The sequence below is a fragment of the Vibrio sp. 10N.261.55.F4 genome (assembly GCF_041470465.1).
Lineage (GTDB): Bacteria > Pseudomonadota > Gammaproteobacteria > Enterobacterales > Vibrionaceae > Vibrio > Vibrio crassostreae_C.
The window spans coordinates 162,187-182,796 of sequence record NZ_JBFRMM010000010.1 but is presented as its reverse complement, the minus strand read 5'-3'; the positions used below and the strand labels follow the sequence as shown (position 1 = coordinate 182,796).

General features: G+C 43.9%; 15 protein-coding genes and 1 pseudogene. 2 read left to right on the top strand and 14 right to left on the bottom strand.

Translation table 11 applies throughout. From position 1 onward, the window contains the following. Positions 1-170: 170 nt before the first annotated feature. Both AB4249_RS07025 and AB4249_RS07020 read right to left on the bottom strand, forming a co-directional pair. The gene (locus AB4249_RS07025) at positions 171-1,853 is read right to left on the bottom strand and encodes an alkaline phosphatase family protein (RefSeq protein ID WP_372102662.1); all 1,683 of its coding nucleotides are present in this window, start codon (positions 1,851-1,853) and stop codon (positions 171-173) included. Positions 1,854-2,018: 165 nt separating this feature from the next. Continuing rightward, entirely contained in the window at positions 2,019-2,807 is a 789-nt protein-coding gene (locus tag AB4249_RS07020; RefSeq protein WP_017060470.1) for an SUMF1/EgtB/PvdO family nonheme iron enzyme, read from the bottom strand. Positions 2,808-2,944: 137 nt separating this feature from the next. Here AB4249_RS07020 and AB4249_RS07015 point away from each other — a divergent pair, with 137 nt between their 5' ends. Continuing rightward, complete coding sequence (locus AB4249_RS07015; RefSeq protein WP_372102660.1) at positions 2,945-4,276, top strand: anaerobic sulfatase maturase; 1,332 nt, start codon at positions 2,945-2,947, stop codon at positions 4,274-4,276. Between the two features lie 87 nt (positions 4,277-4,363). Continuing rightward, on the top strand, positions 4,364-5,422 hold the full coding sequence (locus AB4249_RS07010) for a HEAT repeat domain-containing protein (RefSeq protein ID WP_017060468.1): 1,059 nt from the start codon (positions 4,364-4,366) through the stop codon (positions 5,420-5,422). A gap of 147 nt (positions 5,423-5,569) precedes the next feature. Here the strand turns inward: AB4249_RS07010 and AB4249_RS07005 are convergent. From AB4249_RS07005 to AB4249_RS06950, 12 genes and pseudogenes are all read right to left on the bottom strand, one after another. Beyond that, positions 5,570-5,782: pseudogene (locus tag AB4249_RS07005) on the bottom strand (gamma-glutamyltransferase); the annotation flags it as partial. Then, entirely contained in the window at positions 5,772-5,855 is an 84-nt protein-coding gene (locus tag AB4249_RS07000; protein WP_371726260.1) for a hypothetical protein, read from the bottom strand. The pseudogene AB4249_RS07005 and the gene AB4249_RS07000, both read right to left, overlap by 11 nt. Positions 5,856-6,000: 145 nt before the next feature. Continuing rightward, a complete protein-coding gene (locus AB4249_RS06995; RefSeq protein WP_372102658.1) occupies positions 6,001-7,092 on the bottom strand; it encodes a sulfate ABC transporter permease in 1,092 nt (363 codons plus the stop codon). A gap of 1 nt (position 7,093) precedes the next feature. Next, positions 7,094-7,570 (bottom strand): hypothetical protein, encoded by a 477-nt coding sequence (locus AB4249_RS06990; RefSeq protein ID WP_017060466.1) that lies wholly within the window; start codon positions 7,568-7,570, stop codon positions 7,094-7,096. 10 nt (positions 7,571-7,580) lie between these two features. Further along, entirely contained in the window at positions 7,581-10,784 is a 3,204-nt protein-coding gene (locus AB4249_RS06985) for a response regulator (protein WP_372102656.1), read from the bottom strand. A 213-nt stretch (positions 10,785-10,997) separates the two neighbouring features. After that, positions 10,998-11,372, bottom strand: a complete 375-nt coding sequence (locus AB4249_RS06980; RefSeq protein WP_017060464.1) for a hypothetical protein — start codon at positions 11,370-11,372, stop codon at positions 10,998-11,000. A gap of 108 nt (positions 11,373-11,480) precedes the next feature. Continuing rightward, entirely contained in the window at positions 11,481-13,619 is a 2,139-nt protein-coding gene (locus AB4249_RS06975) for an ATP-binding cassette domain-containing protein (RefSeq protein WP_017067905.1), read from the bottom strand. After that, positions 13,616-15,202: an ABC transporter transmembrane domain-containing protein gene (locus AB4249_RS06970; protein WP_372102654.1), complete on the bottom strand. Its 1,587-nt coding sequence runs from the start codon at positions 15,200-15,202 to the stop codon at positions 13,616-13,618. Before AB4249_RS06970 ends, AB4249_RS06975 begins: the two co-directional genes overlap by 4 nt. Continuing rightward, the gene (locus AB4249_RS06965; protein ID WP_372102652.1) at positions 15,192-16,616 is read right to left on the bottom strand and encodes a TolC family protein; all 1,425 of its coding nucleotides are present in this window, start codon (positions 16,614-16,616) and stop codon (positions 15,192-15,194) included. The genes AB4249_RS06970 and AB4249_RS06965 overlap by 11 nt, the downstream gene beginning before the upstream one ends. Continuing rightward, the gene (locus tag AB4249_RS06960; RefSeq protein WP_372102650.1) at positions 16,591-18,822 is read right to left on the bottom strand and encodes a response regulator; all 2,232 of its coding nucleotides are present in this window, start codon (positions 18,820-18,822) and stop codon (positions 16,591-16,593) included. The genes AB4249_RS06965 and AB4249_RS06960 overlap by 26 nt, the downstream gene beginning before the upstream one ends. A 3-nt stretch (positions 18,823-18,825) precedes the next feature. Continuing rightward, complete coding sequence (locus tag AB4249_RS06955) at positions 18,826-20,175, bottom strand: HlyD family type I secretion periplasmic adaptor subunit (RefSeq protein WP_017060459.1); 1,350 nt, start codon at positions 20,173-20,175, stop codon at positions 18,826-18,828. A gap of 12 nt (positions 20,176-20,187) precedes the next feature. Beyond that, positions 20,188-20,541: a hypothetical protein gene (locus AB4249_RS06950; RefSeq protein WP_372102648.1), complete on the bottom strand. Its 354-nt coding sequence runs from the start codon at positions 20,539-20,541 to the stop codon at positions 20,188-20,190. Positions 20,542-20,610 lie beyond the last annotated feature (69 nt).

Genomic DNA, 20,610 nt, shown 5'->3' with positions numbered 1-20,610 from the left:
TTGTTTGGCGACTAAACCATATCACTTACTACCGTTTTTGTTTTTAGTTCCCGCTAATCCGCGATGAACCTTATTTGTTTCGACCTAGTGAGTCAGAAACAGATAAACGGCTCTTTTATTGAGTGGGTGCTGGATTCGAAATCTAGCTCACGAAACCTTAGAGATTGAGTCTACTCAGTGATCTCTTGCAGCACTTCTCCGATTGACCCGCTTGGTTGGGTGATACCCAGTTTGTTCGAAAGCGTTGGCGCAATGTCATATGGCGTCACTGGTCGCGATACCTTCTTAGCTTCAACGTCGTAGCCTGCAAAGATCACAGGCACATGAGTGTCGTATTTCCACGGAGAACCATGTGTAGAGGCAATTTGGAGGCCTTCCATGTCGTTAATGTAGCTGCGCGGTGCAAATACTACGTACACGTCGCCAGAACGAGCAGGGTGGTAGTTGTTTTTAATTAGCTGCATCACATGCGTATCCGGTACTCGGTTAGCCGCAATGTCACTACTTGATACAGCAAACGCAACACCTTTCACTTTTGCAATTTCATCCGCAATAGCTTCTTGGACCTTAGCCAGATCAAGCTTCTTCTCAGCGATCAGATCATGATTCAGATAGATGTAAGGTTGTGCGTACAAGCGAATCGCGTCTTTGGTTAAACCAAATTCATCCTTCAATCGTTTCTCAACACCACTCGAGAGTAGTGTGTCTTTATTGAAGTATTGAGCTTGATTGAAACCAAGCGCATTTGCCGCAGGTGAAGATTCAGGTACACCGTGGTCGGCAGACAGCACAATCAATGTGTTTTCTAGCCCGACTTGGTTATCCACGGTTTTGAAAAGCTTAGCGAGAGTCTTATCAAGTCGGATAAGGTTGTCTTCTGTTTCTAGGCTTTCAGGGCCGTAAAGGTGCACCACGTAGTCATTTGATGAGAAACTCACTGACAGATAATCGGTCACGTCGCCTTGGCCAAGCTTCTCTTGCATCAACAAGGTGCTAGCGAAGTTTTCCGTGATTTCGTCACCAGCAGGGCTGACGGTTAGCGTTGTGCTGTAGTACTTGTAACTTGCCGGGCCATAAGGATGAGGGAAGGTGCGTTGGAAGTCACCGAGTTTCACTTTGTGTTCGGTATCGTGTTCTTGCAACGTGTATTTATCACGCGGTAATGAGAGCTCCCATTTCTGTTTGGAATACTGAGCAGCAATCGCTTTCTCGTTCCAGCGTGATACCCAATCTGGATACTCGTCATAGTAATAGTTACTGGTGACAAACTCCGATTGTGCTTTGGAGAACCAGAAGGCTTTACCACTGTGTCCTGCCAATGAGATTGCGCCGCGGTCTTTCACTGATACACCGAATACTTTTGATTTGCCACTAGTGGAAATCGTCAGTTCGTCACCAAACGTGGTGGAGAGTATTGGCTCTGGAGAGCGGCCATCGCCTTGTGCTGTCTTCTGCGTTGGGTCGATCTCTGTTGCTTTATCGACACCTGCACCAGAGGTCAGCATTTGGTAGTTACCGTCTTCTACGTTATACACCAAACGTTCTTCGCTACGGTCATACCAAACATTACCTACCATGCCGTGTACGCTCGGTGGAGCACCTGTTGCAAGCGACACATGGCCCACGATCGTTTCCGTGTTGCCATGTTGGTAGTTTGCGTTGGTGTAGTAGGTACCATCATCCATTAAGTACCGGAAACCGCCTTCACCGAAGTTGTGCTTATATCGTTCGATTAGATCTGCGCGCAGGCCATCTACCGTGATTTGAAGGACTAGATTTGGCTTTTCCTCAGCTGAAGCTGGGAGAGCGCAGAGTAACGCGAGGGTTAGTCCTGAAAGCTTGGTGTATTGCATAGAGTTTCCTTATTCACTGTTGCCGCTGAGTTCTAATGTTTGGTCAGGTTTCCAACGTTTGGCCAGATTTGTAACGTGTGTGCATTGCGAATCGTATTTTTAGTATTGTTGGTGACGATTAGTGAACCATAACCTTCGGCATCTTTAGTTAGTTCGCTTCGTTAGCTAGTTCACATCCTTAACTAAACGCAGCCCCATATCTGACATAGTGATCGATTGGCTTGCGAAGTCACGACGGTAACTTTCAGATTCATTTTCGTCATAAGCAAAGCTGCCACCGCGAACCGATTTGTGTGATAAACCGACGTCGCTGTGTTTTGCGTTGTTAGGGTTGTCTGTTGGACCGAATCGGTAGAAGGTGTCATCGAAGGCATCGATAACAAACTCGCCCACGTTTCCTGTCATGTCATATAAGCCTAGTTCATTTGGTTTCTTTAGCCCGACTGGATGTGCGCTATTTTTAGAATTTGCTGAGTACCACGCAACATCATCTAAGTTATTGGAACCACTGTAAGTATAGCCTTTACTTTTATTGCCACCTTTGGCTGCAAATTCCCATTCAGCTTCAGTAGGCAGACGGTATTCTTCACCCGTTAATTCATTCAACTGCTCAACAAAATAGTTTGCTTGCTGCCAACTAAGGTTATTGACCGGAACTTGTGGGTTTTGGAAATAACTGAGAGATGAACCCATCACCGATTCGAACAATTCTTGAGTCACCTCAAACTTCGCAATATAGAAACTATCTACAGTTACATTACGTGCAGGACGCTCTGCTTTGGTCGCTTCTGGACCGTTCGACCCCATGGTGAATGTGCCGCCTTCAACCAACACCATCTCTTGGTCAATTTGTTGGGCGATGGGGTGTGTAGGCACGCTTGCACAGCCACTCAGAAGGATAGTCATGGTGACGCTGCTAATTGTTGCTAACTGTTTGTAATTAAGAAATTTCATCACGTGCCTCAGATGTTCGAAATAGGGTCTAATTCTAACGTTTAAGGTCATTCCTATTGGTTATAAAGGGTATAACATGTCACCTGATCGAATAGGAATTATGATGGGTCCAGAATACTAAAATAGGTAGGTAAATCATGCATATTACTCAAGGTCCACAATATAACGGTAAAGCGTCTAAGCGCTTGCATGTCATGGCTAAGCCGATTGGCGCAGCATGCAACATTGACTGTAAATATTGTTACTACCTAAGTAAGCAAGATTTGTTGGAGTACAAGAAAGGCAGTTCTCCAAGAATGGATGATGAGACGTTAGAAACCTACATCCGACAATACATCGAAGGTCAAAACACGGCAGAAATTATCTTCTCATGGCAGGGTGGTGAACCTACCATGCTTGGTTTGGCCTATTTTGAACGTGTGGTTGAACTACAGAAGAAGTACCAACCTGAAGGTGTATTGATTTCAAACGACTTACAAACCAATGGCACGTTACTGAATGACGATTGGGGACAGTTCTTAGCAAAGAATAACTTCTTGGTCGGCTTAAGTATTGATGGCCCAGAGATGCTGCATAACGCCTACCGTACTAACCGAGCCGGTCGTGGTACGTTCAAACAAGTGATGGCGGCTGTTGAGCTGTTGCACAAGCACCAAGTGAAATTCGCGACGTTAACCTGCGTGAACAACCTGACCAGTCAAAATGCACTAGAAGTGTACCGATTCTTACGTGATGTGGTGAAGTCGCCACAAATGCAGTTTATCCCTATCGTTGAGCAAAAAACCTTTAGAACGGTTGCACCACAAACATCCCAAGTAAGCGAGCAGCTTAAACAAGGCGACAAACGCCTGATCCCCGGCCATAAAGATTCAATCATGGAATCGTGGTGTGTGTCGGACTTGGCTTGGGGTAACTTCTTGATTTCTGTGTTTGACGAGTGGGCTAAGAACGACATCGGCAAGGTGTTTGTTCAGTATTTTGAAGCGAGCGTAGAAACATGGATTGGGCGTCCGAACCCACTGTGTACCTTGAATGAGATATGCGGAAAGGGCTTGGCAATGGAGCCAAATGGCGACGTATTTTCATGCGACCATTATGTTTACCCTGAATACAAGATTGGCAATATTCATCACGAGAAACTTGATGATTTGGCGTACAGCGCACCACAGCAAAAGTTTGGTTTTGCTAAATCCCGTACACTGACCAGTCAATGTCAGCAGTGTGATTACAAGTTCGCTTGTCATGGTGAGTGCCCTAAGAACCGCTTTATCAAAACTCGTGTAGGTGAACCGGGTTTGAATTACTTATGTGCTGGTTGGCATAAGTTCTTTTCTCATGTCGATAAGTCGATGGCGTACATCGCTCGCGCGATGGGGCATCCGGTTGCTCATGGTAAATTCAGCGACTCAGTATTGATGGCGCATCGAGCAAAACAGGCGCAACAAGCTACGTTCGAGACCAAGTTTTAACTCGTTCTTTGGATCAACAGGTCCAAGAAAAATTTAATCAGATACGAGTCTAAGGACAGGCTAAGTTCTCCAGTTTAAGGTAATACTATGATGAAGAAGAGTTTAGCGACGGCTGTTGCTTTATTGATTTCAACGTCCGCATTAATTTCAACGTCTGCGATGGCTGCGAATAGCGTTCAACAAACGGTTGACGCGCCAGCACAAAATATCAATCAAGTGCTTGAAATGACGGACACTCAAACCCGCATTCAACAGTTGTCTTACATGGCACAAGATCAGAATCAATCTGTTGAAAATCGTACTGGTGCACTGCAAGAGCTTGCTTCATATCCAAGCCAAAATGCGCTGGTGGCGGTGGCAAGAGGCTTAAAAGATCAAAACCCTGAAGTTCGTGAAGCGGCGGTTATCGGTTCTGAACCTTACCAACTTGAACATCGCTGGGCGTTAGTTTCACCCTTGCTAAAAGACAGCGATACCATGGTTCGCCATACGGCAACGTCAAACCTAGTCCGTGACTTCAATGCATTGGATGACGAGCAGAAAGCACAAATTGAACCACCAGTCATAGAGCTTATTAGCTTCTTGGAAACGCAAGAATCTGAAAAGTACCAATTACTGTTTGCTGATGTGCTTCGTTGGCACAATGACTGGGATAAGGCGGAAACGGTTTATCTAGAGCTGATCAATACGCATCCAAAAGAAGCGCAAGTTTGGTTGAGCTACGCAGATAATTTTCGAGCTCAGAACAAAGATAAGCAAGCAGTCGAAGTATTAGATCGTGGTTTGGAGAGCGTGCCAAACAACGCCGCTCTGCATTATTCGAAATCGTTGACTCTGGTTCGCCTTGAAGACAAAACTGCGGCAGCCAAAGAGATTGAAGTGGCTGCGAAGCTAGCGAAAGATAACAGCTACTACTGGTACCTAAATGGGGTATTACAAGAAGAGTTGGATATCGACAAGTCGACTAAATCGTTCGAGAAAGCATATTTGATCTCTGGTTCTCCAGAGCAGCTATACGCGGTATGCGATATCTATGTGCGCTACGGAAATGAAAAGACCGATGATTGCTTAGGTGAGCTAGGTAAAGTAGCTCCTGACTATGTTATTGATCAGTTGAAAGATAAACGAGTAGCGCCAAGCTCATAATATCCTAATGAGTAATTAGCGAAGCCTATAATGAAAAGCCAGTCGACACGTTCGACTGGCTTTTTCGCATCCATGAACTGCTTAGACGAGGTTCAAGCAACTAAAGACAAAATAAGGGCAAGCCTGTTACTTGCCCATTTCGTTTTATTATTCACCCATAGAGCTTGATGCACGGCGTCTGTCGGTCGCGCCATAGATCTTGCCATCTTTGACTTCAATGGCATTCAAGCCACTGACGACTGGAATGACATGCACCGGATAACCGAGCTGCATGAACTCTGGTACTAACATTTCGGCGTAGGTTTTCTTTTCGACGAGCAAACCCGTTGGGTCGTAAGGTTTGGTGCGATCAATCTTGGTCTTTGTCTTTTTGGTAAAACAGCGCAAAAGTACCGCCGCCAATCCCAGTCATATCCGGTTCAACCACCGACATTGTCATCTGCATCGCCACCATTGCATCGACTGCATTACCGCCTTGCTTGAGTACCGAATACCCAGTGCTGCTTACATATGGATTCGTTGCACTTACCATAAACTCTTCGCCAGTTTCGTCTGGCGTAATTGGAAAAGGATTTGGGTTAGAAGACGAAACTCAACATGATCGTATAAAGGACGGCATCTTTGTCATCAAAACCAATAAGTGCGTTGAAATTCTCAACAAAGGCACCGTTTGCTTTACGAGCCTCAAAATATTGCACTTCGCCATTGATGGAGACGTTAGGTAACACATCGTAATCCACACCAATTAGGTAGCTGTTTCCTGTTAGGTGTTCGTGAGAATCAAACTCTGCTCCGTAAACGACGTATGGAGTGAATAAATCTAGTCTGTAGCCCAAACTAGCGTACATCGAGGACGAGATGTTACTGATCTGTCCTTCACTTGCAAGCACCGCTTGACCTAATTCATACTCAACACCTAACGACCAAAGTTGAATGTGTTGGTTGCCTTGTTTGCTACTGAATGGAGCTGTTATCGAAGTCCCAGGGATTGTAATCGTGCCAGAAACGGTTTGATCAAAATTGGAGTCGAGGAATGACAAGTTCCAACGATAGTTTTCACCGCTCAATTGAAGATTGGCACCGAACATTCGGTTGGTTTCAAATTCCAGTTTTGTAGTCGAGTTGAAATCTACGTCATTTTTATCTTTTATGCCGATAAACGGAGTAAGTAAAAGAGTAGCTTCGTCACTGACATCATGAGTCCAGCTCACTTTTATGCCATTGAAAGCTGTGATTCCGAGAACGCTGTTATACACCTCTGTAGGTGGCCTCGCGGTCATATAGGCTTGGCCTACATAGTAGTACTCAGAGGCAAGGAACAGTGGCAGTCGTAATCGACCAATGCTGACATCAAAGTCATTAAATTCATAACCTAAGTAAGCCCACTCTAGCTGCGGCTCACTCCAATCATATTGGGGTGGCTTGACAACTTGCACGGAAGCTTTGAATGAGTTGTAGAAGTAATCGAGTTGAACACCAAATGTGGTATCACAGTCGTAACAGCTCTCATCAGTAAAACCGCGGTTGATGATTAATGGATTATCGTTATCCGATGTTGCCCAAGACGTTGAGCCAAAGCCACTCAAGGATAAATTATCGGTAAGTTCGATATTCGCAAAAGCCGGAGAGGCCATTGAGGCACATAACACTGACGTAATTATTCTTTTCATATTATTTCTCCGAACTTATAACGTAGAGAACGTTGGCATTTTGAGGAACCGAAGAGAGTGGGGAGTAACCAATACGGTTTGGTTTGTCATCAAGCCAGTCGACTAAGCTGTCGGTTGACGCCGTTTTGATTTCTCTTGGATAACGCGCTTTTCCTGAAAAAGATAAACCAGCCCAGTGTGCATTCATTTGAGCGGCATTTTTTCCAAGCAAAAGCTGATAAAAGTCCTCTCTTTCGGCACTGTTCTCAGGCCAATCAGACAGTTCAACACGTTTGCCATTGAGGTGCTTAGTTTTCCCTCTATAGAGCTTTCGCGCTTTGTTTATTGATATCTCTTCAAATCCGGAGTCTAAAGAAAATATGGCATAATCTTCAGCGGCGTGAGCAGGGCTTAGAAAAAGCAAGCTTCCTAATAGCCCTACCGCGACTGGCAACATGACTCTGCGGGGAAGTGTTTTTATTGTTCTAATCCAATCCATGAGGTATCTCCTAACAAGTCGCACTTTCTATTTGATGGAATAGCTTTTCTTTTCTTACGGGCTTCGCTACGTATCCATCCATTCCGGAATCAAAGCACTTTTGAATATCATCATCGATAACACTGGCGGTTAACGCGATAATAGGAGTTTTGCTTAAGCCTTGGTTTTTCTCGTGTTCTCGAATCTCCTTAGTTGCCGTGAAACCGTCCATAACAGGCATCATGCAATCCATCAAAATAATGTCGAAGCTACTGTCGTTCTGGTACATATCAACGGCAATTTGTCCGTTGTCTGCAATTTCAAAGGCATATCCGGCCTTCTTCAGCATGATAGAAGCTACTTTTTGATTGACGCGGTTGTCTTCGACTAGCAAGATTCTCTCTGATTTGCTCGGAATTGCGTTTTGTTCCGCTTCTTCAGGCAAAGTACGTTTGGTCGCAGCCCCGTTGATAATTGGAGTGACAGTTGCAGGTTGTTTCTTAGGTTGAGCTTTATAGGAAGCTGGTAGTGGCATAGCTTCTACCGCGGTGAGTACTTTCTCTTTAAGCATTTCGAACTTGAATGGTTTTGGTACATAGTCATCCATACCAACGTCGAAACACCTCTGAATATCGTCATCGATGACACTGGCGGTCAATGCAATGATAGGGATGCGTCGCGTCGCTTCCGTTTCTTTTTCAATTCTTCGGATGTTGCTTGTTGCATCAAAGCCATCCATAACCGGCATCATGCAGTCCATGAGTATCGCCGCGTAATGAGGATTAGCGGTGAACATGTCCACAGCTTCTTGACCATTATTAGCGAACTCGAATTCAAAACCACTTTTACCGACATGAAGACCAGCAATTTTTTGGTTGATCTTGTTGTCTTCAACGATGAGGATTTTGTGTTGGATCTCGACTGATGTCTGGCTTGCTTCTGATAGTTCCGCCAAACCTCGAGTATCACAAAGCTCAATAGCTTTAATTAAACGCAAGCCGAGTAGGGGCTGTGCGACTTGTGCAGTAACGCTGTCACCAAGATCCGCTGGCTCACTTAAGAAGGAACGTATCAAACAGATAGTGATGCCGTTTTGGTGCAGCTTTTCTAAGTTATCTGCGTGGGTATTAGCTAGGAATGCGTCATCTTCGGCGAAAACAACAGTAATAGGTTTAGTGTGTTTTTGAGTGGAGAGCTGCTCTGTAATTGCCGTTATATCATTCGTTTTATCGGTAACCTTCAAACCATAAAGGTTAAGGTCGGACTCTATTCGCTCGGAGAGCATGTTTTCGTTACCCAGCACATAAATATCAGCCGTTGCTGTACTTGGTTTTGGCAGTATCAAGTCAACAGGCAATACCAAGTCGAAGTAGAAACAGCTTCCTTCACCTTTGACGGAGTCGAGTTGAATTTGACCACCCATCAGCTCTACCAACTGTGTACTGATGGCTAGACCAAGACCAGTACCACCAAATTGGCGTGTGGTTGAATCGTCTTCTTGAGCGAACGGTTCAAATATCTGTTTTTGTTGCAGTGAATCGATACCAATACCCGTATCTCGTACAGCAAATCGAATGGTGGCATTGTTATCTGCTTTGTTGAGCGTTTGAATTGATAATGTGACGCCACCTTCAGCCGTAAACTTCACCGCATTCGACATAAAGTTCATCAAGATCTGTCTTAAACGGTGATCGTCTATCATCACGCGTGCTGGTGTATCTGGGCTGATATCAACGTTAATCGATATTCTTTGTTCTTTCGCTTTTGGTGCCACAATAGAGGCGATGTCGTATATCGACTCTCTAATCGATGCAGAATGCGGGCTGATTAATAGCATGCCAGACTCAATTTTAGAGAAGTCTAAGATATCGTTGATTAAGCTAAGGAGCAGTTGGGATGAAGTTTCGATCGTATCAACATAGTCACGTTGTGTCGGTGTAAGCGGCGTATCTGCGAGGATTTCCGAAATACCAATAACACCATTGAGCGGGGTGCGAATTTCATGAGACATGTTGGCCAAGAAGCTACTTTTTGCTTTGCTGGCTTGTATTGCGTGGTCTTTCGCGTGTTCGGCATCCTCTTTGGCTCTCTCTGCGTCTTCTTTTGCTACCGTCAATCTCTCTTTCGCGAGCTCTCGTTCGATGGTCAATCGTTCAACTTGCTGAGCAAACAGACTGAGTTCATCTTTACCTTGGATTAATTTATCTAAAGAAGGGCGCGTGTCATCATTTTCGCTTTTTAAGAAAGCTAACACCAAATTAAGGTTGTTAGTGACTTGTCTCGCCAAGCTAAGAGTTAAACCCATAACAATCGCTGCCAGCAAAGCGACGATTGAAATAAACAGGGTTCGTTGTATTTGCGCGTCATAGATGGCTTGCTCAACTTCTTGTTGAAACTCTTGCTTGATTACGCCGCCAAGGCTTTGTAATAAGTTGAGCCGTGCGCTCATCGCTTCTAAGCCGACAGACACTTCTTGTGGCGTCAGTTGGCTGATTGTATTTAGGTCGAGTAGCGCGCTTCTTATCTCTTGGCTTTGAGCAAACACATCATTTCGAAACACTTCAACCATCAAAGAAACTTGATGTTCGTTGGCGTTCAATGAAACAAAGCGCTCTAAGAACAATTGCTGTCTTTCACTCAAGGTTTTGATCTGTTCGGCGAGTTCTGGGTCGTACTCTTGGCTGATTTGGAAGATCTCAATCAGTGAACTACCAAGCTTGAACTCTTCGTTCGACCAAAACATCAACCACTCAAGTTGTTGAAGGGCAGTGAGGTGCTGTTGAATTTCACGTTTAGTGTTTTCAAAAGGGACTTTCTCTACTTCAAGTAACAGTTGCTTGTATAAATCGCTCTGCCATTCGAGGGCATCCAATTTATCGTAAGTGTCAGTCACTTGCATCGTCGATAAGGTCGCTTCGCTGAAATCGGCAACAAGTTGATTCATTTCATCAGATGCGTCTAAAAAAATGATGGGAGACAGGTTTTTAAGTTCTGCCTTTACTTGGTTGCTTTGAGTAGCAAACTCTTCAGGGCTAGAGGTTAAGGTACTTCTATACAAAATAGAAATATCTTGAAGATAGACAGATAAGTGATTGGTTCGTTCAAAATCGGTTAACTGAGTCGTTAATATATAAGCCTGTCTACCTGCTAGGAAGAGTAATAATGAAATGGGAAGTAGAACTAAGCCAAAGAGTTTATGTTTGACTGAAAGGTTATTCCAAACCGTAATCGCCATATAAGGATCCATCCAACTGTCGTTATATAAAAACAGTAGAATAAAAATGCCGATATGGAAACTTTGAAACGGTAAATTTTACGTAAGTGTGGGAGAGGTATAAGTTCTTGTGATTCCAGAGCTTATTTTGAAATGCGTTCTTTTATTAGTAATTTATAGCGTTTGGCAGTTTGTTTAATTTTATGCTTATTGATGAATCACTTAAAAAGCTTACTAATGAGGACGATTGTTATCGAGGCTTAATTCGAAAAGAAGTTGCTCTAATACGGTTTTTGCAGAGGGTTCTAATGTCCAAATACCGAGCATTCTGTTAAGTGCGGCGCGATACACTCTGTTTTTTAGTAGGAAGGCGAGTGTGCTCGTATCATTGCTGAATACGTGCATTTGTACGATGGTGAGCTCTGCTTTGTTCTCAATGTCTATTTTCTGAAGATTGAAAGCGGGTAGGAAGGCAGACTCATACCAAACCTCAACGATCTCTCGAAGCTCCATCTCTTCTTCAGGTACATCGCACTCCTGAAGTTGGTGGTTTTCAGGAATTGCGGATAAGTAAGCTACATCAAGCTTGTCTGCAACGAATGTGTACATATTCTTCCTTGTTACCTGTGGTATTGGGGCGAATCATCCCTCTCGCTTATGAATTTGTCAATTATATCCATTTCCCTAAATAGCGAATTGTGATTAAGCGTTGAGGTTTTAGCTTAAGCTGTTTAAGTATTTGTCTGTTAAGCCAAAATATTTCAAATTTCCATCCGGCTCTAACACTAAACTCATGTTTGATGTTGCGATCAAACCAGGGTCGTTGGTCGAAAAAATGACTGTTTTATTCAGCAACTTATCGCTGAACAAACGGTTAAAGTACTGCGCATTTTCATTTTCTGCACCATTGAATGGCTCATCAATAATAATCAGAGATTGCTCACAGTTACCTAAGCCGAGTGCCAGACGCAATTTTTGTTGAATTCCATTCGGGAGACTTTTGCATTTATCCACGCTTAACTGAGTAGCTAAGCCTTCCGGAAGCCATTCATCTAACTCGAAGAAGCTCACCATCTCTTGCATCTTGTCTGTTGGAATCAGCCCGTTGTGTAGAATGAAGTTGGTCTCGAGTGAGCCTTCAAAAATATGCAAATTAAAAGGGATGTAGTTAATCGAGGTGCGATAACGGTAGCTATTGAACTGTTTAATGTTGTAACCATCGACAGAGACTGCGCCTTGATAGCGGTCTTCTAACCCAGCAATGATTGAAATTAAGGTGGTTTTGCCGCAGCCCGTTGGGCCACAAATGACCACTTTTGCACTGGGTGGGATTTTGAACCCCAAGTTAGTTAAGCCGGTTGCTGCTCCCGCGTATCGGTGACTGACACCGCTGCCCACGATGCTGCCTTGGAACAGGCGAATAGGCGGGCTTTTCTCTAAGGTTAATTTGTCGTCATTCATCGACATTAAATTGTTGATCTGTGCGGACGAAGCTTTGATCGACTGGAACTTGGAAATTGAGTTATAGATACCCATGATTGGGCCTAACGCTTTCCAAACCAGAATAACGGTCGCGAGCATGGCACCCGCATCAGAAGTACCTTCCATCACGCCAATAACTGCAGTCACGATACTTGCTGTGCCAATCACTTGGATCAAACTACCGCCAGCGGCCTGAATCTTACTGTTCGTTACGGCAACGTTCTCTGCATCGCTGGTGCTTTGCATATGCGATGCGCTGAATCGAGATTGAACGACACGAAGTAAAGGCAGGCCTTGGATAGTCTTGATACCACGAAGAATTTCATTCCATTGATACGAAACCATCGCATTGGCACGCGAACTTTTGGATGTGGCTTGCGAGTAGATATAGCGCGAGTAAATACAGAACACTAACATCAGTATTAAGCCGCCCATCACCACCAATGCCGCTGTACCAGACATCAGAGCAATGGCGATGATAAATACAATCACAAACGGCATATCAAAATAGCTAAGCGTTGATTCTGCGGTCACCAAGCGTCGGAAGGTATCGATATCTTTCAAACGTGCTAGCTGAGAAGAGACCCCAGCAGTAGATGTCATCGCATAGGGTAGCCAAAGCAATTTAGATATAACGGCTTGCGAGATGTGCACGGCGAGGTCTTTACCGGAAGTGGCAATGATATTGACCCGCATTTTCTTAAAGAAGTATTCAGAGAAGCCGACAATAATGGCGAATAAGGTTAGCCAATAGAGTGTGGCTTCGGAGCTCGAAGTCAGTGCGAAGTTATATACACTCATAATAAAGAATGGCTGCAATGCACCGAGAATACTGATGACGAAGCTGAGAATGATCAGGCTTTTAAGTTCATTGTTATAACGATAGAAAGCGTATTTAATCCAATTGCTTCTGTCTTGCGATTCCGGAGGTGGCTCGCGGAACAGACGAGAATATTCGCTAATCGCAATCAGCAAACAGGGCTTTTTGCACATTGGGTATTCAATGGTGTTGTTGTTCGTGTAATCAAACAGCAGCAACTTTCCATCTTTGGTGCCTAAGAAAATCGCACTTAGATTCTCTATTTCAATAAAGCATGGCTGAGGGTGTTTATCTATATTCTCGAGTGTCTTTAATTTGGTCACATCACAGCGATACCCAAGACGCTCTATGGTTGCTGTAAAGCTGTCGCTGTCTTTGTGTTTCGGAATAAAAGCATCGCTGAGTATCGCGGGTGTGCCTTCCCATTCGAGTGCTATCAAGGTGTAGGCCAAACCGCGGATAAGTGGCGATTGACTGTAACGTTCGTCGTATCCGCTGGATTCAAAATCCAAGACACGTTGCGGTACATTATTGAAGTCGACTAAGATACTCATTGGTCACCTCCGGTAAGTTTTACGCGTTTGAGGCGATGGTTAAGCTTGTCCATTTTATTACTGGCGATGATCAAGATTTTGTCGTTGGCTCGATAAGCCGTACTGGTGAGAACCATTCGTGCAAATTCCTCATCAAACACACAGTCGATGTCATCAAATATCAATACGCGCTTACTGGCGAGCAGGGCGCGAACTAATAATAGGGCGTAGCCAACTTGGCGTGAGAATGGGTTACGCATATGGCCTTTGAGTTCTGTATAAAAACCGGCAGGAAGCCCATCAATTTGAGCTTTGATGTTCATGGTTTCACACAGTGCAAACGCCGTGTTATTCAAGCTTGGGCGGAAACAGGTGAGGTTATCGATAATCGTCCCTTCTACGAACGAACTGGTCTTATCAACCATCAGAACACTGTTACGCCAAACGTTGTAATTGACGTCATCCAAAGGCGTGTCGTTAATCATGATATCTAGTTTGCTATCACTGTTCTGACGCGTAATACAGTTAGCGAGGTGGGTCTTACCTGAACCACTTTTCCCTGTCAGCAAATAGGCTTGTCCGAGTTCGAACTCGATACGCTGCTTTTCAGAATACTTAACCGAGATACGTTCTACTTCTGTTGTTTCATGTTGGTGTTCAACAGAGGCGGCCAATTCAAGGAGGTCAACGATACGCTGAATATGGAGTTTGTTTAACTCCCAACGGCTCGCGGTGCGCATCACTTGTTGGTAAGGCGCAAAATAACGGTTGGTTAGCATGATGATCGCGGCCATGATGCCTTGGCTAGATTCCATATTGATAACGGCCGTTGCCAGTACCACAACAACACAAGCTATAGAAAGCTGTTGGATGAGCGCCAATATTAGGCTGAAGTTAGATTCAATCTGCTCATATTTGATGTTCTCAACTTCGCGCTCTTCGACCATTTGTGTCATCAGGCTTTCAACGCGGTATTCCATATTTCGAGCTTTGATATCAAGCGGGCTAGAGATGATCTCAATGATTTTGGAGGTAGTTAACCCTTCGATGTCTGACTTATTCTGCAAACTACCAATCTTTTGTTTGGAAAGGCTCCACGCAAAAATAGCCAAGATGACAGAGGCAATCAGAAGTGTAATACCAGCCCATATGTTGATGAGTCCTATGATAAGGATGGTAATCAAACTGACAGCAAGGTTGATCAGTGCTCGAACCGATTCTCCACCAAAAAAGGTTTTCAGTTCTGGAATGGTCGAAATACGCTCCAAATATTCACCGGGCTCTAAACGGCGGAATTTAGAGATCTCAGCCAAACAGATGGATTGAAATACCTTATTGGTTAAGTTGGTCTCAAACTGCCTCATGATGACAGAGGAAATCTTCTCTTCCTGATTTTTCAGGTGGTAGTCAAGGAAGATGGAAATCAAGATAATCGCAAACAGTAAGAACAGAGTATCTTGTGCTTGGTTGGGTAACACTCGGTCAAAAATGATCAGAATGGAGAAGGGCAGTACCAAACCAAACAGGGTCGATATTATCGTTGAGAAAGTCAGATAACACTTATCTGCCATGTTGATCTTTTGCGAAAACTGCTCAGTTTGCATTGCGACCTCCTTTCCTCAACGACTCCGTTGAGAGAAGATGTTTAGGCACCAAATCTTGATTGTCTCGTCCCTCAATATCGCTCATTAATTGCATCACGCTTTCGATAGATTGAATTGAGAGTATTCCCTTAATTTGCTCAAGCTTGATGGTCTCGATGATGTAGTCGTATCGTGCGCTTTCGTAGTCTCTTAAGGCGCTGAATAGTTTACTTTCCGCCGCCAGCAAGTCGGTGATAGTACGCGTGCCCAATTGGTAGGCTCTTTGGATCCCTTTATAAGACGCGTAGTTGGCGCGAATGATGTTTTCGTAACTGCTTATAGACTGCGAGAAATCGTTAATGTTGAGCACGGAGGTATTCACACTGTTACGTGTGGTGTAAAGCGAATCTTGGTAAAGCAGCTCAGTACGTTCGATGGCCGTCGATGATTTTTGATAGCCGTAGTAATCAGAGCCACCAGACAAGATAGGAACTGCTAGGTTTAACCCAACACTGGTTGAGTTACTTTCGCCTGTCGCTGTAATGTCGGTTTTGTCGAAGTTATTGGCGTCATCGTGTCGATAGCTGGCTGAAAGCGATACGGTCGGTAAGAAGTTCGAACCGCTCTCTTTTAAGCTTCTGCGGCTTCTCTCGACGTTTTTCTTTGCCACTAACAAGTCGTTGTTGAGCTTTAACGCTTGATCCATGATTGATCGTTGTTCGGTTTCGTTTATCTCTTTTAAAGGCACGCTTTCGTATATGTCTTGCGACGGAGTGATAGGGTATTGAATTTGAATAGAGAGCCCGTTGAGAATGACACGTCGATCTTTTTGCAAGGTTCTTAATCGGTTCGACACACCTTCTTTCTGAGCAATCACTTCGTACAGCTCACTGGCTGCGGTGTTACCTAGCTCTACATTGCGTCGCATTTGATGTTCACGCGTTTCAGACGATTTAAGCTCAACCTTGGTCGCCTTTATCTGCGCGTTGTTTTTCAAATACTCAAAGTATTGAGAACCGATTTCCGAAATAGTGCTTTGGATTTTGTTCTCATGCTTCACTTCTTCGATATTGAAGTCGAGCTTTGCCGTTCCATATTTAAAAATGTCGCCAAGATTGAATATGGATTGCGAAAGAGAAAGGCTGTAGCTGTTTGAGTTATAGCTAGAGGTTTCATCGGGTACGCTTGATAGCAAGGTTTCATTCTCGTTCCATGTGGTATCGGCAGCACCATTGAGTGAAGGCAGAAACTTAGATCGGCTGATCCCTATGTTGTACTCGTTTTCTTCCACGCCCTTATCACTCGCACGAAGAGACAGGCTGTTTTGCAGGCCGAGTTCTACCGCTTCAAGCAGGGTAGTCGCCGATGCTGAAGGTGTCGTGCTTAATACAAGCGCAGCCATAATGCTGCTAGTTAAGTTTTTGTACCGCCACATACTTGTTGATCACCTTGATGATTTGGTCGCTTTTATAAGGTTTGCTGATCACGTAATCCATTCCGGCTTCAATACAAGCCTGGTGTTCGTTACTGCTGGTCAATGCGGTTGCACCTATGATGGTACAAGGGTTTTTCTCGTTTTCTTGTTCGAATTGGCGAATGCGTTTTGTGGCTTCGATGCCACCCATACCCGGCATGATGCAATCCATGAAGATGATGTCAGAACGCTTGTTCATAAAGTGCTTCACGGCATCGGCGCCATCGCCAACCATGTCTGGTTCATATTCTTGTTTGGTCAAGATTCGTTTCAGTAAAATTTGTTGAACTCGGTCATCCTCTACGATCAGGAATGAGCTATTTTCCATCTGTTCTTCCGATGCTTCCGCTTCCATAATGGTGAGTAGATTTGGAATGAACTCGTAAGGGATAGCAGGGGCGTTGATGATTTTGTCGACGAAGCTATGACACTCTTGAGCTTGCTGAGTGTTAGTCACTGACAACAGTAACTTGGTGTTTGGGTGGTTCTTAAGCTGAGATTTCACCGTCTTACTCAACGACGGCAGTTTGTTGGGTTCAAAGGTATCGGTCAGCATAATCGCATCGTATTCACCGAACGTTTTCGCGGCAGAGAAAAGCTCATTTGCAGTGCGAATTTCGGTGATCTCTAGCCCCAAGTTACTGAGCATTTTTTTCATCACATCGATACGAACTTGAGTATTAGCACACAAGAGTAAACGCTTGCCATCAAAGCGAGTTTTCTCTGTGTGGAAGTTCTTAGCCTTAAGATCCAGTTCAATCTGGAAACGTTCCTGAGCCCCTGATTGGAACCAGTGACTCTCGTAATATCCGTAATCTTTTAATACGCTTTTTGCTAAGTCATCTGTGCTGGCTGTATGGTCTTTGTGGGCGCTCCAATGGAGTTTATTGAGCTTGGCAACAGAGACATCCAGCGTTGATAAGAAGTTGAGGTTGATGGTGACACGGGTATTTTCCATGTCAGAAGCCGCACCCGATTCAATCGTCACAAACAGCTTCTTATTTGATTTGAGTTGAATAGCGTTAGAAAGTTGAAGGAACAGTATCCAGAATAAGCTGGTGGATTGGCCTGCAACACGATTCGGTAAGTTGTCTGAGATAAAACAGTCAAGTTGGCTTTCATTACGTTGTACTTTGGCACTGATATGAATCATTAATTCAGATAACACACTCAGTAAAGAGAACTCTTTCGACTTGCTTTCCGTACCCTGTGATATCAAGCGATTATAGTTTTCTGCTAACTCAGATAGTGTGCTACACGCAGAGGTAATATCGTTCGCCATCAACACGCCGTTTTCATCGGTTTCTTGAACCAGATATTGGACGCCACCGTTGATGGTGTTTGTAATTCCGCGAATCTCATAACCGATCAGCGCATACAACTGTTTGTAGAGATCGTTATTGCGCTTTTGGTCTTCTAATTTACTGAAAATAAGTTTGAGATGAGAGTAAATCTGACGCTGCTTGGGGTTGATGCTAACTTCATTAAGAAGCTCTTCAAGACGTTGTAAATCTAGCTGCTTCAGCTCTTGATACAGGGCATCGAATTCATAGTCGATTTCGCGTTCGTTAGAACTGGATTTCTTTAGCTTCAACATAGCAACTGAGTTGGATAGAATCGTAATCACAGCCAATATCACGACCACCATAAACAACCAGATAAAGAACTCGTTTTTTTCTGACATTAAGTCATTTGCATGGTTGTTAAACATGGTGCGATAGTTGTCGTCCATCTGCAGATAGTTATTGGTCAATGAAAGGTACAAGCCTAATACGTCGTTACGTGTTTTTGCGCTATCGGAGAAACGATTAATCGCCAATTCCAGTTGTGTGTATTCAGTTGCCCCAACCAAGCTGAACTCGGTTTTGTTCAACGAGGCTAAAGAGCGAAATTCATCAATTTCAAGCTTCAAGTTAACCAGGTTGAATTCGTTAGTGCCGCAAGTGTTGGTACTTAAACACTGTTGCAGAGTTTGAATATCTTGTTCTATGGTCTGATTAAGCTTCTGGGCTTGTATGAGCAGTGGGGCGCTTTGCACTTGTGCGACTGAATCTATTTTTGACCAAGAAAAGTATAAATAGAAAGCGAGCGCAGCCAATACCACGCTAAATAGTATGCTTAGACGTAGGGCGGGTATGGAAATATTGTACGAAGGTTTACCGCTCATTGATTATCTCTCATCGAAAGCATCCTCGATGGCTGACATCACCGGTTTCGCAGCGTATTCGATCACGCGACGCGAGCCTGTTTTCACATCAGCGGTAAACTCCATGTAAGGTGATAACTTGTATTGAGTGCCTCCTCGTTCAAGAAAGTTTCGGTCAATTTCAATCTCAGCTAAATAGAATTCAGCGTCTTCTTCTTCGTATGATGAGCGGCTGATTGAGGCGATGGTTCCCTCAACAAACCCGTATTTTGCAAAGTTATAGGTATCCATTTTTACTTTCACTGCCTGACCAATTTCGACAAATCCCATGTCTTTACGTGGGATCTTCGCTTCACCGTGTAACGAATTATTTATTGGGGCAATATCGGCGATACTTTCTCCTGGCGGAATCACAGCAGAACGGAAATTGAAGTGAAGTTTATCGACCACACCATCGACTGGCGAGTAGACGACTAGGCGATCAACCTTGTCGGAATGCTGCGGTTGTAAGATTCGCTTTAGCTTGAGGTCTTTGTTCGCTTGAATGATTTGTGCTTGGTACTCAGAGTTTCGATTCTCAACCAAGTCACGGTGTTGCTTTTCCAGTTTGTCGAGTTGGAAACGCTCATTCATCACAGATTCGTCAAGGTTCTCAATCTCACGCACCATATTCGACTCTTGTACTTTCATGTTAAGAACGTCGACATAAGACGCCATCTCTTCTTTATAGAGGGTGTTTTTGATGTTGAGCTGCTTACGTATCAGAGAGAGTTGATTCTCTGAACTTTTGCGACGCTTTAACATTGAACTGATCAACGAGTTCTTGTGCTTAATATCGTGTGTAATGAGTTCTTCATTTGAACGGTTTTTAGAGAATTCTTGTCTCCAGGTATTCATGTTGACCTGAACTTGCTCAGGGTATTTCTCAATGAAAGCGTCGAAGTTAGGCTCTATCATGTCGCGTAAGCTTTCATAACGAATCTTATCGAGCTCTATCTGAATAATTTCAGTATTGACGGTATCAAGTTGAGTGTTACGGTCAAGTGAGCGTATTCGAGCGATAGGTTGGCCCTCATAAACGACTTCCCCTTTTCTGACTAACAATTCTTCTAATATCCCGCCTTCTAAATGTTGAACTTTCTCAACATCCGATTCCAATAGCAGTTCTCCACGTACAGAAACAACAATATCGATACGTGCTTGTGACGCCACCGCAATAGCGACCAAAGCGAGCAAGAATATAATGAGCAACGTTTTGTGAACGCTGGTCATGGCACTAGCAAGCACAATAGTGTCATCAGCTGTGACCTTAGAAGCCTCGTTATTGGAAACGAGTGCTTTTCTGAGGTGATGTTCTATTTGGTTATTGCTCATGACTGACCTCGGTTACTTGCCATCTATTACTTCCTTAATATCCAACAAGTGGTTGATTTGTCGATTGACGTTGTGCAATTCAGTTTTTACATCCTCTATTAGATCTTCCGGCGCAGGAAACTCGTGCTTACTCAAATGTTCCAATTTGGCCATTTTGGGTGGCAAGTCTTGATCACACAGTAAAGTTAAGATGGTCTTTAATCTCTTTGAGTAGTTGTTGAGTTCATCAAAACGGTCACTTTTATGGAGCGTCTCTATGTTGATCGCTGCGTCTGAAAAGTCCTTATAAAAATCGCCTAGTAGCAATTGAAGCCCTTTGTGGTTGTTGTCGATTGAACGCAGCAAACTCGTCATGTCTATCATCATTCCACCGCCTTAATTGCTTTAATCACAATAACTAAGGATGTTTAAAGGTAGTTTTCAAATTTTTTTTGA